Consider the following 17140-nt stretch of genomic DNA (forward strand, 5'->3'; position numbering starts at 1 on the left):
AATAATTCAAGATTTAAGATTCAAGATTCAAAATAAATTAATTGGTAATTAATAATTAATATACACGTAATCAATAGAAACGACAAAAAATGAGAAAATACATTACCTCAACAGTATATGTGCTGGCGGTGATCCTGCTTGCTGCTTGCGGATCACCTTCATCCGGCACTTCGGGAAACGGCAAGTGGCAAAGTTTTAGTGGTGACAAGCGGATTGAGCAGCGGGTGGATTCAGTACTGAAACTGATGACACTCGAAGAGAAGATCGGACAGATGACGCAATTCTCCGCCAACTGGTCAATCACCGGCCCGGTGATGTCCGATGACTTCCAGCCCTATCTGGAAAAAGGACTGATAGGCAGTATCTTCAATGCTACCTCTGTAGAGGGGATCCGTCGGATGCAGCAAATTGCCGTCGAAGAAACCAGGCTGGGTATCCCGATCCTCTTCGGACAGGATGTGATCCACGGCTATAAAACCATCTTCCCTATCCCACTGGCAGAAGCCTGCTCCTGGGATCTGGAGATGATGCAACGGACTGCCGAAATCGCAGCTATCGAAGCGGCATCCGACGGGATCAACTGGACCTTCGCTCCTATGGTCGATATTGGTCGGGATGCCCGCTGGGGTCGGGTAATGGAAGGTGCAGGCGAAGATCCTTACCTGGGTAGCAAAGTGGCAGAAGCCAGGGTGCTCGGATTTCAGGGAGGAAGAGACGTCAACTCCCTGCGTGAACTCACTACGCTCCTTGCCACAGGCAAACACCTGGCGGCTTACGGTGCCGCCGAGTCGGGCAGGGATTATAACACAGCCGAACTGTCGGAGCATACCCTCCGGAATGTATATCTGCCGCCCTATCAGGCAGCACACGAAGCAGGCGTGGGTACTTTCATGGCCTCTTTTAACGAGATCAACGGTGTACCGGCTACTGCAGACCGGTGGTTAATGACGGAGATGTTGCGTAACGAATGGGGATTTAAAGGATTTGTGGTCAGTGATTACACCGGTGTGAACGAACTGGTGCCCCACGGCGTGGCAAGAGACGAGAAGCATGCCGCGGAACTGGCGGTAAATGCGGGAATCGACATGGACATGACCGGTGCTACGTTTATTAAGTACCTGGCCGAGTCAGTCAAAGAAGGAAAAGTATCCGAAAAAAGTATTGATAATGCAGTACGCAGTATCCTTGAAATGAAGTTTCTGTTGGGGCTCTTCGACGATCCCTATCGTTACCTCGACGAAGAGCGGGCAAAGCAAAACACGATGACGCCCGAATTCATGGAGACGGCACGCAAAGCCGTCTCGTCATCGGTGGTGCTGCTGAAGAACGATAACCAAACCCTTCCCGTCACCAAAGAAAGCGGAAAAACAGTCGCCCTAATCGGACCGCTGATGAACGACTCCATCAACCTTAACGGCGAATGGGCCGGATTGGGTGACCGTAATAAAAGTGTACCTATCCTGAAAGGACTTACGGAAAAATATGAAGGTTCCACGGTAAGACTTATCTATGCAGAAGGGAGTTCCATCACTGAAACCACATCCGCGAAGATAGCCGAAGCAGTAGCAGCCGCACGGCGTGCCGATATCGTGATCGCCGCGATGGGAGAAGATTTCAACTGGTCGGGTGAAGCAGCCGTAAGGACCGACATACGCCTGCCCGAACCGCAACGGGAACTGCTAAGGGCATTGAAAGAAACCGGTAAACCAGTGGTGCTGGTCACTCTGAGCGGACGTCCGCTCGATCTCTCATGGGAAGATGAAACAATGGACGCTATCCTGCAGGCCTGGTTCCCCGGCACACAGGGAGGGCACGGCATAGCCGACGTGATCGCGGGTGATTACAACCCGTCGGGACGATTAGTGATGTCATTCCCCCGGAACGTAGGCCAGATCCCTATTTATTACAACCAGAAGAATACCGGTCGACCGGTGGATCTGAATAATGAGTCGGTAGATTACAAATCCAACTACCTCGATACCTCCATCACTCCACTTTATCCTTTTGGATACGGACTGAGCTATACCACGTTCGGGATCAGTAATGCACAGATCGATAAAAAGACACTGAAAACAGAAGACGACAAGATTACAGTGACAGCCAATGTAAGGAATACAGGGGAGGTCGATGGTGAGATCGTGGTACAGTTGTACACCCGCCAACTTGTAGCCAGCGTAACCCGCCCGGTAAAAGAGTTGAAAGGATTTCAAAAGATCGCATTGAAAGCAGGACAATCCAGGCAGGTAACGTTTGAGCTAACTTCTGATGATCTGGCTTTCTATGGTATTGATATGCAGAAAAAAACCGAACCTGGCAATATGAAACTCTGGGTAGCACAACATTCTGCCGATAATTCCAATGAGATCGATTTCTGGATTGAATGATAAGTGGAAGGGTGATCAGGTGGTTAGGTGCCCGGGTAGAAATCCAAATCAACGAAGCTCAATCTTGAATTTTGAATCTTGAATTATGAATTATGAACAATAAAAATCTCTCCACCGCCATCGCGATCATTTTGTGTATGGCTTCTTTCAATACCATCGCACAAAATGCGAGGATGCGCACCTATTGTAATCCGATCAATATAGATTACACCTATATGATCTACAATTCCGACAAGGATATCTCTTATCGCTCGGGAGCCGATCCGGCAGTGGTGGAATTCAGGGGAGAGTACTATATGTTCGTCACCCGTTCCATGGGTTACTGGCACTCTACCGACCTGCAAAACTGGAATTTCATCGAGCCTGAGAAGTGGTATCCTCAGGGAAGCAACGCGCCGGCCGCCCACAACTATAAAGACTCGGTCCTCTATGTGATGGGAGACCCTTCCGGAGCAATGAGCGTGCTGTATACCGACAATCCGAAACGAGGTGACTGGAAAGCTGTTCCCGCCATCCTCCATAATCTTCAGGATCCGGCGCTCTTCATAGATGACGACGGCTCAGCCTATGTTTATTGGGGATCATCCAACCTTCACCCCATCCGTGGACAGAGACTAAACAAGGATCACCGCTTTATCCGTTACGGAGAGGTAGACTCCCTTTTCAATAAGGATATGGACAAGCATGGATGGGAAAGATTCGGCGAGAACAACAGCGACACCATTCCGGGGTATATTGAAGGACCCTGGATGACAAAACACAACAATAAATATTATCTGCAATACGGAGCTCCGGGAACCGAATTCAATGTGTATGCCGATGGCGTGTATATTGGCGACCATCCGCTGGGGCCTTTTGAATATGCCCCCAACAATCCGGTCAGTTTTAAACCGGGGGGATTTATGAATGGAGCGGGACATGGAAGTACCGTAAAAGGTCCGCAAGACCTTTACTGGCACTTTGCCTCGATGGCGCTCTCCTACAATGTCAACTGGGAACGACGGCTTTGCATGTTCCCGCTCCATTTTGATAACGATGATCTGATGTGGACAGATACCTATTTCGGTGATTATCCGCGTTACGCACCGTCAGAACCCGGGAAAGCGGGAAAATTTGCCGGCTGGATGCTGTTATCTTATAAAAAACCGGTCACGGTTTCTTCATCCGTAGGAGATCATACCGCCGAAAATCTGACTGACGAACAGGTAAAAACCTACTGGCTTGCCGGGGACAACAGTGACAGTCAATGGGCCACTATAGACCTGCAAAAACCGGGTATGGTACATGCCGCGCAGATCAACTACTTCGATCACGAATCCGACATGTACGGGAGAATCCCCGGATTAAGGCACAGGTATGTGGTGGAGGGTTCATTGGACGGCCGGGATTGGAGAGTATTGATAGATAAAAGTAACAGTTTCAGGGACAATCCCAATGACTATGTGGAATTGCCAGAACCTGAAAGGATCCGCTACCTGCGGTACAAAAATATAGAAGTACCCACTCCCCACCTGGCTATCTCCGATATCCGCGTATTCGGGATTGGAGAGGGAAAAAAGCCTGGCCCTGTCACTGGATTCCATGTACAACGAGAGGAGGACCGCCGTGACGCGATGATCACCTGGAATGCACAAAAAGATGCACAGGGCTACAACATCCGTTGGGGGATCGCTCCGGATAAGCTGTACAGTTCCTGGCTCATTTATGACGACAACCAGTTACTGTTAAAGGCATTGACCACCGATCAGGAATATTATTTCACCATTGAAGCGTTCAATGAGAACGGTATCTCCACTCTTTTAAAGTCAATCCACGTAAAATAAAATAACCGGAAACGATTAAACAATGGTTATCAATTCAATAATGTGTGACGATCAATCAGGCGTATAATACAACGGTGATTCAGGTCCTAACGGAAGCCCAAGAAGTATCCAGATGATCATCAGCAGCGTCCATACGATAAAGAATGCAATGGAATAAGGCATCATCGAAGCCATAAGGGTTCCCACACCCGCTTTTGGATCATATTTCTGATAGTAGACAATGATCAGGGCAAAGAAACTCATCATAGGAGAAATAATGTTTGTCACACTGTCACCGATACGGTATACGGCCTGCGACAATTCGGGTGAATAACCCAACAACATGAAAATAGGAATGAATACCGGCCCCATGATCGCCCATTTTGCCGAGGCGCTCCCCATAAACATATTGATAAAACCGGAGAAAAGGATAAACAGGATCACTAACGGTATCAATCCTATATTTATACTTTGCAGCCATGAGGCACCGTTCACGGCAAGCAACAATCCGAGGTTACTCCACCGGAACCAGGCTACAAACTGGGCTGCGAAAAACACCAGTACCAGGAAAGAGGTTAATCCCTTGAAACTGCTGTTCATCCCCGTAATCACATCCCCATGCTTCTTGAAAGTCCCCACCGTATACCCATACACGATCCCGCACGTACCCGCCACTAAGAATAACACAGCAATAAACCCTCTTAACAGGGGCGTATGAAGGATGGTATTATCGTCACCACGGAAAAAACCGTTATCAGGGATCAACCCTATCAGGAAGATCGTGCACCATACGAGAAATACAACCAACGCACGGATCAATCCTTTCTTCTCGGCAGAAGATAATTGTCCGACCTCTTCCCGCGGCACATCACCTTTGTAGGTTCCCAGACGTGGTTCAATCCATGCTCTTGATACCCACGTAGCCGTAACGGCGATCACGATGGTGGAGACCGCCATAAAATAGTAATTGGCTGTGGGCATCACATAATAATCGGGATCGATAATATGTGCCGCCTCCGTTGAAAGCCCGGCCAGCAACGGATCGATGGTACCGATAAAGATATTGGCGCTGAAACCGCCGCTCACACCGGCAAAAGCGGCCGAAATACCGGCAATGGGATGTCTGCCCAACGCATGAAAAATCACGCCACCCAACGGGATGATCAGCAGATAACCGATATCAGACACCACATTGGAAAGGATAGCGGTGAATACGACCATAAATGTGATCATTTTAGGAGGCGCTTTTATCAACAGGGCGTTGATCGCGGCTTTTATCAGTCCACTGCTCTCGGCAATCCCGATACCCAGCATCGCCACCATCACGATCCCCAACGGTGCAAAGCCGGTATAACTATCCACCATATCGAGCAGGATACGGTGGATACCGTCGCGGGAGAGCAGGTTCACTATTTCCACCTGTTCTCCTGTAGCAGGATGAATACCATGCCAGTGGAAATAACTGCCAATTGCTGACAAAACTAACGTGATCACACCAAATATACCAAAAAGGGCTGCGGGATGGGGCAAAGCATTCCCTGCCTTTTCGACAAAAGCAAAAAATCGGCCACCTGCATCGCGGGAAGGTCTATGTTGCATATTATAATCAGGTTATTTAACAAATCCGCAGAGTCTTCCGGAACAATGGAAACGGATTGTTTTCAGCACTTTTTATACTTCGATGTGGCAAAGATAATAAAAAAAGTGGTATTTCAAAATTGAAATCTACACATATCTACCCCCGAAACAAGTTCACACCGGGGTGAATGGGTGGATGGGTATAAATTCCGCTACCCCGAAAATAACGACGGCGATAAAACAAATAATTATAATCGTATGAAGTTTTATAACCGAGAGCAGGAACTGGAGCTATGGAAACAGCTTGTCTTCTGTTGGACGATATGTAATCATTTTTTCCTAAAATCTCCCGGTTTAGCATCCTTATCAGAAAATTTTTTACCGGAGAACGGCTTATCGGATTTAAAAGATTTAGCTCCCGTTTTGTCAGAGCGACCTCCTCTTCCATCTTCGCGAGAGAAACGTTCCCGGGATTTAAGAGGTTTGTCTCCTGCGTTGCCGGAACGGGATTCCGGTTTATCTCTGTAGGGAACAGGACGCTCCCGGGATTTAAAAGGTTTATCGGATGATCTATCAGGATTAAAAGATTTGTCAGAGCGGGAAGACGGCTTACGCGGCGTAAACGGTTTATCAGTTTTGAAAGGCTTATCCCGTTCATCGTCACTCCTTTTAGAACGGTACTTGTCGCGTGACTTCTCCTCATCGGCCTCGCCTGCACGTCGGGAACGACGATACCCCTCTCTGGAATTTCTTTCGGAATGGGCGCCGAAACCACCGGAGCGGCCTCCCTCTCGGGATACTCCCTTTGTCGGGTGGTCATCACGTTTCCCGGAAAAGATCTCGTACTCGCGCATCTCGCACTCCAACGCACCGTTATAGAGAAAGAACCGATTAGAATGCCTGAGTCCGATGGCATCGAACGACTCCTTCCGGTAACTCAGTACATAAGCGCGATATCCCGGAAAGACATGTTTCAGCCGCTCACCGATCATCGAATAGAGTTCATCCAGGTCCTCTACTTTAAGACGTTCCCCGTAAGGAGGATTCGTCATCAGTATACCCTCTTTAACAGGTGCTTCAGCAAATTGCTTGAACGGTTTCACCTCCAGATCAATATATTTTTTCAATCCCGCGTTCTTTACATTCTTCTCAGCAATAGCAATGGCTTTGGGAGAAATATCGAACCCCATAATCCGGTGATTGAATTCCCGTGCCCCCGAATCATCATTATAGATAGTGCTGAAAAGTTCACTGTCGAAATCTTTCCATTTTTCAAAAGCGAAATGGGGCCGGTGAATACCAGGAGGGATACCCAGAGCAATCATGGCCGCTTCAATCAACAATGTTCCCGAACCACACATCGGATCGATAAAGTCACACTCCCCTCTCCAGCCCGATTTCAGGATCATGCCGGCCGCCAGTACCTCGTTCAGCGGAGCGTCTCCCTGTGCTACCCGGTAACCCCGCTTATGGAGCGACTCCCCCGAACTATCAAGCGAGAGGGTACATTTGTTATGCGCCACATGGATATGCAACACGATATCGGGATTAGACACGCTTACCGAAGGACGTTTTTCATACTTCTCATTGAACCAGTCGGCAATAGCATCCTTCACCCTGTATGCCACAAATTTGGAATGAGTGAAAATATGTGAGAAGACTACGGCATCGATGGAGAACGTGGTGTCTAATGAGAGGTAATCATCCCAGTTAAAACTTTTCACCGCTTCATATACCTCATCGGCGCTCTCCGCCTTGAAAGTATAAAAAGGTTTCAGGATCCGCAACGCCGTACGGCAATGCACATTCGCCTTATACATCAGCGCCTTATTACCGGTAAACGATACCATTCGGGTACCCAACTCCACATTGTCCGCGCCCAGTGCGATCAGTTCTTCCGCCAGTACATCTTCCAGTTCTGCCAGTGTTTTGGCGATCATCGGAAATTGTTCATTATGGCCGGTAACCCCTTCGTCATGGGGTAATCCCGGTTTGGTAGCCTCCTTCTCATTCTCCTCACAAAAGCGTTCGTTCTCAATCATCCATTCTCCTTTTAATATGGGTACAAAGATAACATCCGTAAAGCGATTTTACCTCATCACGGTTAAATAAAATCGATATTTATTGATAGGAAGGAAGAATATATATGATTTCCGGACAGGATGGATCACGGGGTTTGAATAATCCCTAAATAATGGGATTTTTTCTACTTCAAAATCATATGTTTTTGGGATTGCCTCCTTTTATCTTTTCCTATTTCTTTGTAGATTGAAGGAGGAGCAAGGCCGTTTATTACCGGTATGTCCCCCGTAATGTATACAAATTTTAAAAATCATACACATATGGATACGCAATTATTAATCGCTATAAAGACGTTATTTTTCTTTCTCAGTTTTCTCTTTATTGTTAATTTAAGTGCTTTTGCACAACAAAACAGCACTTTTAAAGGCAAAGTTTATGATAATAACGACCGGATATTGGTTGGCGCTACTGTTTTTATCGAACAGCTAGGCATAGGTGATGATACCAACGGGGACGGGAACTTCGAAATAGACCGTGTACCTGCCGGACAATATAAAGTGGTGGTGAGTTATGTGGGGTTCGAGCCGATTGAACGGGAAATAGAATTTCAGGAAGGAATGACGAAAGAGATCAATTTCCGGTTACTGCCCGATAGAAATATATTATCGGAAATAGAAGTATTCGGAGCACGTCGCGAAAGACCTGAAAAAATGGATGCGCTTACCCGTATCCCGCTTCGGCTGGATGAACAGGTACAAAGTATTTCGGTAATCTCCCACAAAATGATTACCGAACAAGGTGCACTGACATTGAACGATGCGGTACGCAATGCGCCCGGCCTGACAACATTCGCGACCTATGGAAATACATCCGAAAGTCTGACATCAAGAGGTTACCGTGGTATTCCGGTGGTAAAGAACGGCGTAAGAGTTCACTCCGATTTCAGGGGACAAGGCTTTCTAACCGACTGGAAATGGATTACCTGCACGACTCCCGCACACCCGACCAGGGAACCGTGAACCTGAGCGCCGACAGCGTAAATAATATTTACGAAATGCCTCACGACAAATTCCTTGGGTTTTCTACCGATCGCCAGATAAGCAATGCCTTATCGTATATGGCACATGCCACCCGTGACCTCGGTGACGGATACAGCGTAAGAGTGGCTTATGCCGGCTCCGATCTGGATATAAAATCCGTCAGGGCGCATGTGTCCCAATTGGGAAATGCAACTTCCACCGGAGATTATAATTTGCGTTCAAGAAGGTATAGCGGCAGCCAGAGAAACGATAAGAACGGGGTTCTTCAGATTGATTTTATGGGAAAAGATATTCAGACTGGTTCGGTCAAACATACCTTCAATGTCGGATTTGATTATCGATGGTTTGATGCGAAAACCATTGGCACCAATTCCGTGGTGGTGGATACAATTGATGTGCTGGCCGGGATCCCTAACACAGCTCCTTCGGTGACATTAACCGACGGGACACCGGCTACGACACGGGAATATGCTTACGGATTACTATTCCAGGAAGTAATTACGTTCAACCAATATCTGAAAGCTTCGCTCGGATTGCGTTACAGCCAGGTAAGCGGGATCAGTGACAATACCATTTCCTCAACCGGCGGAGACGTATGGGACCCGCTTTTCGGCGTGATCATTACACCGTTTAAAGACTTTAATCTTTTCGCGTCTTATACGACGACCACTTCTTTGCGGGGAGCAGCGAATTTATTGCTGGAGGACAGACAAACACCGGTAGGTCCTGCACGCGAAAAGCAGTTCGAAGCCGGTTTTAAAAGCGAATGGTTCGATAATAGGCTACGTTTCAATGCAACCTGGTTCCTGATCCGGAACAACAACCTTACATACGAGGCATTAGACGAAAGCGGTAACGGAACCGGGTATTATATCAAGGCCGGTAACCTTACAAGAGAGGGCATTGAATTGGACTTAACCGGGAGGTTACTTGAAAATATGGACGTTGTGTTCGGATACTCATATCTGGATGCTGCTTATCGTGATAGTCCCTATTACCACGAAGGTTCTTCGCCAATGAATGCAACCAAGCATACCGCTAACGGTTGGCTGAACTATTCGATCCTCTCGGGAGGCTTACGGAACCTGTCATTCGGGGTAGGTGTATATTATGTGGGTGAGCGTCCGCTCGCGGAATATACCTATACAGTCGTACCCGGACATGACGTACAACCCAATACCCCTCCGTTTATGGCCGATCCTTATACTACTGTCAATGCTCATGTAAGTTACCGGTATAAAAACTACCACATAAGAGCATTCTTTAACAATATCTTCGACTCGACCGGTTATACGGCATATTATCGTGGTGGTTATTTGAATCCGACAGATCCGAGAAACTTTGCCGTCGCGTTAAATTATATATTTTAGCTTCTTCCTCTATACCTTTCGAAGTAACACCAACAAAAGTTCTCTCTTCTTTTGGAAGAGAGAACTTTTTCGTTATAACCAGATGGATATCTGCATGATAAGACACTTTTTCTTATACAAAACAATATTGATATTCACCTTTACTCTATAATTTCACCCTGGTCTTTGCCGGTTTACTTTCATTATGAAAAGCATCCAATGCGGTTACTACATAAGTGTAGCGGCTTTCACCACCTTCATAAGGCAATACGAAGAAATTGTCGGGCGTGATTTTTACAATATTCTCTGCCCGGTTGATATCCACTTTTTCTCCCCGACGGAAGCGATAAACCACAAACCGTTGTGCCGATTCAGGGTTTGACGGCTCCTTTTTATATTCCCATGTGAGGAAATGCATATCTTCGGTATACACATCCGTCAGTTTCTTCACGGCTGCGGGACGTCCTTTATGCAAATGCGTATAAGCCGGGATCAATGTCTTGGAACGATGAATATCGGTTCTCAGTGCATCCGCTACTCCGCCAAAGTTGTCGAGGATCTGGTAGCCGTACCAGTAACAATTACCATGTACGAAAGACATTTCGCGCGACTGCCGGATCTTCACATTCAGTTCATTCCTGTCGATGCTTCGTTTCAGGTCTTGTCCTATATAAAGGTGCTGCTCAAAATTATTGGCATTCCACCAGTGTAAGAGAGTCGTGTAATCGGCTGCACTATGGCCGATCTCCCAGTAGAGTTGCGGCAGGTTGTAATCGATCCATCCTTTTTCCACCCATAGTTTGATATCGGCGTACAGGTCGTCGTAATTCTGCAAACCGTTGGTATCGCTACCATTCGGGTCGCTCCGCTTGTTCCGGTAAATCCCGAAGGGGCTGATACCAAAACGTACCCACGGCTTGGTATCGGCAATGGTTAGTTTTATCTGCTGAATAAGCAGATTTACGTTGTTACGGCGCCAGTCGCTACGCTGAGAAGGAGAAAAACCCTGAGAAGCGGCGTACATACTGAAGCTGTGATCGTCGGGGAAAGAGGAGCCCGCAATAGGATAAGGATAAAAATAATCGTCCATATGGATGGCATCCACCTCGTAGCGCGTAACGATATCGCGTACCACTTCACATATAAATCCCCGGTTCTCGGGCAATCCCGGATCGAAAAATAACTGTGTACCGTACTGAACGAAACGTTCCGGATGTTTCCAATAAAGATGGTTTTTTGCAAGGGTATTGTTGATATTGGTCTTTACCCTGTAGGGATTCAGCCAGGCATGTAATTCCATGCCCCGTTTATGGCACTCTTCGATGATAAAAGCCAGCGGATCAAAGGAGGGGTCGTCGGGCGCTTTCCCCTGTTCACCGGTCAGAAACCTGCTCCAGGGCTCTAACTCCGACCGGTAGAAAGCGTCGGCCTCGGGACGTATCTGGAAAATCACCGTATTGATACCCGCTTCATCGAATTTTCGCGCCATATCAGAGAGATAATGCTTCATGGCAGCGCTATTCATCTGGCTGTAACGCGATTGACCCACGGTCTGTACCCATGCGCCGCGAAATTCACGTTTCGGAGCAGCGTCGGGAGTACGCGTCAGGGATTGTTTTGTAGTGCCGCAGGCACTGATCAGCGTAACAATAAACAAAAAACAACTAAATCGAACAACCTCATTCATATTATTAATTACCAATGACTAATTACCAATTTATTTTGAAATCTTAAATCTTGAATCTTGAATCTTGAATCCTAAGGAATAAAAATATGGTCTTCCGTCTCCAGCAACTGATCCGCCAGGTGCTGTTTGGGATAGACAACAATGCGGTTATGATGCGGGAAACGATTCTCTAACCGGGTGGGCAGACTCTCCAAAACCGGGATATGAGATATATATCCGACATGGGCGGAAACCAGTATAATCAGGTCGTCTTTTCTGACCAGATCACCGCAGGACAGGGGATTGCTCCAATCCACAAACGGCTGGAAAGTAAAGTTTCCCGATTTCTTCTGTCCCGAGATAATCTCCTGCGTTTCAGGGTGTCCCAGATGCAACACGGGGATCGACAACTCGGAGGATAACTTCGCCACCTTACTTACCCACAATCCGAATCCATCTTCCTTTTCAGCCAGTGGCGGCGAGACAACTACAATCCGTTTGCTTAAAATAAGGTTTTGCTCCACATGACAGACAAACAGGTTCTTGTCCATATTCTTGATGATCAGGTCGACCTTCTCTCCCAGCAGTTTATCCCATAACCCGGCCCTGCCCGGCCATCCCAGGATAACAATGTCCGACATCGTTTCGCGTGCTGTCCGCACAATACCGTCCGCCGGATTATGGTCGATAGTAGTGATAATATCTATGTTCACCTCCGCTGCTGTAGCTCTCGAGACAAGTCCCTGTAACTGTTTCCTGAAGCTCACTATATTCCTTTCGGCCTCCTGGTTGTTAGGTACTACCCCGAGCAGGGAGACGGGGTTCACCGATTTTTTATCTTTCAGGAGCAATGCCAGTTCCACATGCTGTCCGATATTGGTAGGATTGGCAATAGGTACCAGAATTTTCTCCTGGGCAAACTCACCCATGGAAGAGGGGGTAAGAGGCTCATTCTCTTCGCTGATCGCAATCTTTTTAGCGGCTCGTTGCGTGAAAACCGAAGCTACAATACAAGTGAGCAGGATCAGTATAATAGTACCGTTTAAGATGTATTCATCCAGCAAGTCCGCCCTGTACCCCACAAGGATAATGGCCAGCGTAGCAGCTGCATGTGAACTGCTCAGCCCGAAAATAAGGTTTCTCTGGGTATTTGAGTAGCGGAATGTTTTCTGCGTCGCCCATGCTGCCAACCATTTTCCCAGCAGCGCCATCAGGATGAGGGTCAACGCCACGATGAGGGTACGCGGCCCGTCCAGCACCACGGAAATATCGACCAGCATCCCGACCGAAATCAGGAAAAAGGGGATAAAAAGGGCGTTGCCGAAGAACTCAATCCGGTTCATCAACGCCGATGAATGAGGGATCAACCTGTTCAGCGCCAATCCCGCGGCAAATGCCCCGATAATGGGTTCAATTCCTCCCAGTTCCACCAGAAAACCGGCAGAAAACACCAAGAACAGGACAAAGATAAAGGTAGAATATTTCTCGGGGGTGGCCCTTTTAAAAAACCATTTGGTAATACGGGGCACGATCAGGAAAATAATCAGAGAGAAGAGCAGTAGCGAGAGCAGCAACCTTATAAGAAAACCGGCATCTAATCCACCATTGCTGTTTGACAAGACCAGCGCAAGGATGATCAGTACGGCCGTATCGGTAAGGATGGTACCTCCCACTGTAATCGCGACCGCCTGGTTACGCGCAATTCCCATACGGCTCACGATGGGATAGGCCACTAAAGTATGGGTAGAAAACATGCTTGCTGTAAGAAAACTGGCATCCGCACTGTAACCGAGCAGGTAATGACAAACAGGATAACCGACAAGCAGCGGGATAACAAAAGTATAAAACCCAAAAGCGAGACTTCTGTTCTTATGCAGTACAAACTCTCCCAAATCAAGTTCCAGCCCCACTATAAACATAATATACAACAGTCCTATGGTGGAGAACATCTCCACACCGGCATGGGTATTGTCTATCCAGTTAAGCCCGTGCGGGCCGATAATCACACCTGCCACGATCAACCCGATGATGCTCGGCACATTGATCCGTTTCAGGAGGATAGGCGCCAGAAGCACAATCGACAGAAGCAGCGCGAATATCAATACCGGATTGGAAAACGGTAAAGTAAACTCATGTTGTAATTCTGACAGAAAAGCTTCCATAGAGTGATTCTTGAGAGTTTTGGGAAACAGATTCCGGAAGTGAGATTTCCATATTGATCGACAAAAATAATTATTTTCTTTGATTTATCGGGCGACTGGCCTCTTTTTATCACCCAGGACCTTTACCGGCAGATTTGGCGAATATGATGGATGCACATTGTTTTTTGGAGATAAAATAGTTATCTTTGTGGGTTATAGCAAAGGTTATATGAGTAATTCAAAACAGATCGAAATAAAAGGGGCACGCGTCAATAACCTCAAAAACATCGACGTAAACATTCCCCGCAACACTTTTACAGTTATCACGGGACTCTCCGGATCAGGAAAATCATCACTGGCATTCGACACGTTGTATGCCGAAGGACAACGCCGTTATGTAGAAAGCCTTTCGGCTTATGCACGGCAGTTCCTCGGGCGCATGAATAAGCCGGAGTGCGATTATATAAGGGGTATTCCACCCGCTATTGCCATCGAACAGAAGACCACCTCACGCAACCCACGTTCTACGGTAGGCACTTCCACTGAAATTTATGAATATCTACGATTGCTTTATGCCCGCATTGGCAAAACCATCTCCCCTATTTCCGGTGTGGAGGTAAAACGCCATTACGTGCACGATGTAGTGACAAAAATGGAGGAATACCGTGAAGGCACCCGTATGACGGTACTGTCGCATGTCCAGTTGCGGAACGGGCGCGACCTGCGAAGTCAATTGGAGATACTGCTGAAAGAGGGGTTTACCCGTGTGGATGTGGGAGAACAGTTTTACCGGATCGACGAACTATTGGAACAGAAAAAACTGCCGGCAGCAAATGAAGTCTTATTAGTGATCGACCGCCTCTCCTGCTCCTCCGACAAGGCAACAGTGAACCGGTTGTCCGACTCGGTGGAGACTGCTTTTCTGGAAGGTAACGGTGAATGTATTGTCCGTTTCTGGAGTGAGAACGGGATTGAGTCGTTTACCTTTTCCAATCGTTTTGAGGCGGACGGTATCACTTTCGAAGAACCCACCGAAATGATGTTCAACTTCAACAGTCCTGCCGGTGCTTGTCCCAAGTGCGAAGGGTTTGGAAAGGTAGTAGGTATTGATGAGAATTTAGTAATCCCCGACAAGAGCCTTTCGGTAAAGGAGGAGTGCGTACAGTGCTGGAGAGGGGAAAAGATGAGCGAATGGCGGCAGGAATTCGTACACAATGCCTATAAAGTCGATTTCCCTATCCACCGCGCCTATTACGATCTGACAGATGCCGAAAAAGATATCCTCTGGAACGGTCGCCACGACCTCGGCATTTATGGCATCAATGATTTTTTCGGGATGCTTGAGAGAAACCTTTACAAGATACAGTACCGCGTCATGCTGGCACGCTACCGTGGTAAGACCGGTTGTCCTTTGTGCAAAGGTTCGCGACTCAAGAAAGAAGCATCTTACGTAAAGGTAGGCGGAAAAGCGATCACAGAACTGGTGGTAATACCGGTCACAGAACTAAAGGAGTTTTTCGATCAACTCACATTAAACGAAACCGATGCTGCCATCGCGGAACGGCTCCTCACAGAGATCAGGAACCGGGTACAGTTCCTTTTAGACGTCGGCCTCGGCTATCTTACGCTCAATAGGCTTTCAAATACTCTTTCGGGTGGTGAAAGCCAGCGTATCAACCTGGTATCGTCGCTGGGCAGCAGTTTAGTGGGATCACTCTATATCCTCGATGAGCCGAGTATAGGACTCCATTCACGTGACACCTATCTGCTGATCGGCGTACTGCGTGAATTGCAACAGATGGGGAATACGGTTGTGGTAGTGGAACACGATGAAGAAATCATCCGTGCAGCGGATTATATCATCGACATAGGTCCCAAGGCGGGTCGACTGGGAGGCGAGGTGATCTATCAGGGTAATGTGGCCGAACTGCAGGAAAAAAGCGACAGCTACACTGTTAAATATCTTACGGGCGAAGAGCAGATCGAAATACCGAAGATTCGCCGTAAGTGGAATAACTATATAGAAGTGAAAGGGGCACGGCAGAACAACCTGAAAAATATCGACGTGAAATTCCCGCTGAACGTGATGACTGTAGTGACGGGCGTCAGCGGTTCAGGTAAATCATCACTTGTGAACGATGTTCTTTTCAACGCACTGCAACATCATTATAAAGGTACTGCACTGGAACATGCCGAGTTCAACAGCATCGGAGGCGATCTCAACCTGATGAAAGGAGTGGAATATGTAGACCAGAATCCCATCGGGAAGTCGTCACGTTCCAACCCGGTCACCTATCTCAAAGCATTCGACGAGATCCGGAAACTTTTTGCAGCACAACCATTAGCCAAACAGATGGGTTTCTCGCCAGCCTATTTTTCATTCAATGTGGAAGGAGGACGCTGTAGTGAATGTAAAGGCGAAGGGACCATTACCGTTGAGATGCAGTTTATGGCTGATATCCGGCTGGAATGCGAGTCGTGCCACGGCAAACGGTTTTCACCCGAAGTGCTGGAGATAGAATATAAGGGAGCGACCATTCACGACATTCTGGAGATGACGGTCAACCAGGCGATCGACTTTTTCGGACAACAGAAAGGGTCGACAGAGAAAAAAATAATAAAGAAAATGCAACCCCTTCAGGATGTGGGGTTGGGATATATCAAATTGGGACAGTCATCCTCTACCCTCTCCGGCGGTGAAAACCAGCGGGTAAAACTTGCCTACTACCTGGGTGAAGAAAAGGCGCAGCCGACTGTTTTCATCTTCGACGAACCCACTACCGGTCTCCATTTCCACGATATCAAAACACTGCTTCAGGCATTCAACGCGTTGATAGAGCGCGGCCATACGGTAATCATTATCGAACACAATATGGAAATCATCAAATGTGCCGACCATATTATCGATATCGGACCGGAAGGAGGTAAAGCCGGAGGATACATAGTATTTGAAGGAACCCCGGAACAAATCGTGAAATGCAAGCAGTCTCATACAGGCCGTTTTTTGAAGGAAAAACTACATTAATAACGAGGTAATTATCTGGTTATTAAATCAAACCAATTTATATTTGTCGGATTATGCCGACCATTACGCGACAGGGAGTGTTTTAGGAATTTTAAAGTAACGGACACTCTGGAGTGGAAAGATGGCACTATTG

9 protein-coding genes are annotated in these 17140 nt (G+C 47.3%); 5 read left to right on the plus strand and 4 right to left on the minus strand.

Annotated features, from left to right (window positions below):
- Positions 1-89 precede the first annotated feature (89 nt).
- Positions 90-2384 (plus strand): glycoside hydrolase family 3 N-terminal domain-containing protein, encoded by a 2295-nt coding sequence (locus F597_RS0101950; RefSeq protein WP_019538028.1) that lies wholly within the window; start codon positions 90-92, stop codon positions 2382-2384.
- 137 nt (positions 2385-2521) lie between these two features.
- Positions 2522-4207 (plus strand): family 43 glycosylhydrolase, encoded by a 1686-nt coding sequence (locus tag F597_RS0101955; protein WP_245541977.1) that lies wholly within the window; start codon positions 2522-2524, stop codon positions 4205-4207.
- Between the two features lie 51 nt (positions 4208-4258).
- Here F597_RS0101955 and F597_RS0101960 read toward each other — a convergent pair whose 3' ends face one another.
- Together F597_RS0101960 and F597_RS0101965 are read right to left on the minus strand one after the other, a co-directional pair.
- Complete coding sequence (locus F597_RS0101960; protein ID WP_019538030.1) at positions 4259-5785, minus strand: AbgT family transporter; 1527 nt, start codon at positions 5783-5785, stop codon at positions 4259-4261.
- 308 nt (positions 5786-6093) lie between these two features.
- Positions 6094-7704: a THUMP domain-containing class I SAM-dependent RNA methyltransferase gene (locus F597_RS0101965; RefSeq protein ID WP_026327022.1), complete on the minus strand. Its 1611-nt coding sequence runs from the start codon at positions 7702-7704 to the stop codon at positions 6094-6096.
- A gap of 402 nt (positions 7705-8106) precedes the next feature.
- Between F597_RS0101965 and F597_RS22780 the strand changes: the two genes are divergently transcribed.
- Together F597_RS22780 and F597_RS19945 are read left to right on the plus strand one after the other, a co-directional pair.
- Positions 8107-8805, plus strand: a complete 699-nt coding sequence (locus tag F597_RS22780; RefSeq protein WP_019538032.1) for a carboxypeptidase-like regulatory domain-containing protein — start codon at positions 8107-8109, stop codon at positions 8803-8805.
- A complete protein-coding gene (locus tag F597_RS19945) occupies positions 8760-10196 on the plus strand; it encodes a TonB-dependent siderophore receptor (RefSeq protein WP_019538033.1) in 1437 nt (478 codons plus the stop codon). The genes F597_RS22780 and F597_RS19945 overlap by 46 nt, the downstream gene beginning before the upstream one ends.
- Before the next feature lie 145 nt (positions 10197-10341).
- On the opposite strand, the gene F597_RS0101975 is transcribed toward F597_RS19945, so the two are convergent.
- Both F597_RS0101975 and F597_RS0101980 read right to left on the minus strand, forming a co-directional pair.
- Positions 10342-11862 (minus strand): glycoside hydrolase family 10-like protein, encoded by a 1521-nt coding sequence (locus F597_RS0101975; protein WP_044059921.1) that lies wholly within the window; start codon positions 11860-11862, stop codon positions 10342-10344.
- 71 nt (positions 11863-11933) lie between these two features.
- A complete protein-coding gene (locus F597_RS0101980) occupies positions 11934-14003 on the minus strand; it encodes a cation:proton antiporter (protein ID WP_019538035.1) in 2070 nt (689 codons plus the stop codon).
- A 208-nt stretch (positions 14004-14211) separates the two neighbouring features.
- Between F597_RS0101980 and uvrA the strand changes: the two genes are divergently transcribed.
- Positions 14212-17007 carry an excinuclease ABC subunit UvrA gene (uvrA, locus tag F597_RS0101985; protein WP_026327023.1) on the plus strand — a complete coding sequence of 932 codons (2796 nt, stop codon included), beginning with the start codon at positions 14212-14214 and terminating at the stop codon, positions 17005-17007.
- The last annotated feature ends 133 nt before the right edge of the window (positions 17008-17140 follow it).

Source organism: Proteiniphilum acetatigenes DSM 18083 (assembly GCF_000380985.1).
GTDB lineage: Bacteria > Bacteroidota > Bacteroidia > Bacteroidales > Dysgonomonadaceae > Proteiniphilum > Proteiniphilum acetatigenes.

Coding starts and splice junctions, on each gene's coding strand:
- F597_RS19945 (WP_019538033.1), top strand. CDS start 8,760: ATGGATTACCTGCACGACTCCCGCACACCCGACCAGGGAACCGTGAAC.
- uvrA (WP_026327023.1), top strand. CDS start 14,212: ATGAGTAATTCAAAACAGATCGAAATAAAAGGGGCACGCGTCAATAAC.
- F597_RS0101980 (WP_019538035.1), bottom strand. CDS start 14,003: ATGGAAGCTTTTCTGTCAGAATTACAACATGAGTTTACTTTACCGTTT.
- F597_RS0101955 (WP_245541977.1), top strand. CDS start 2,522: ATGGCTTCTTTCAATACCATCGCACAAAATGCGAGGATGCGCACCTAT.
- F597_RS0101960 (WP_019538030.1), bottom strand. CDS start 5,785: ATGCAACATAGACCTTCCCGCGATGCAGGTGGCCGATTTTTTGCTTTT.
- F597_RS0101975 (WP_044059921.1), bottom strand. CDS start 11,862: ATGAATGAGGTTGTTCGATTTAGTTGTTTTTTGTTTATTGTTACGCTG.
- F597_RS0101965 (WP_026327022.1), bottom strand. CDS start 7,704: ATGATCGCCAAAACACTGGCAGAACTGGAAGATGTACTGGCGGAAGAA.
- F597_RS0101950 (WP_019538028.1), top strand. CDS start 90: ATGAGAAAATACATTACCTCAACAGTATATGTGCTGGCGGTGATCCTG.
- F597_RS22780 (WP_019538032.1), top strand. CDS start 8,107: ATGGATACGCAATTATTAATCGCTATAAAGACGTTATTTTTCTTTCTC.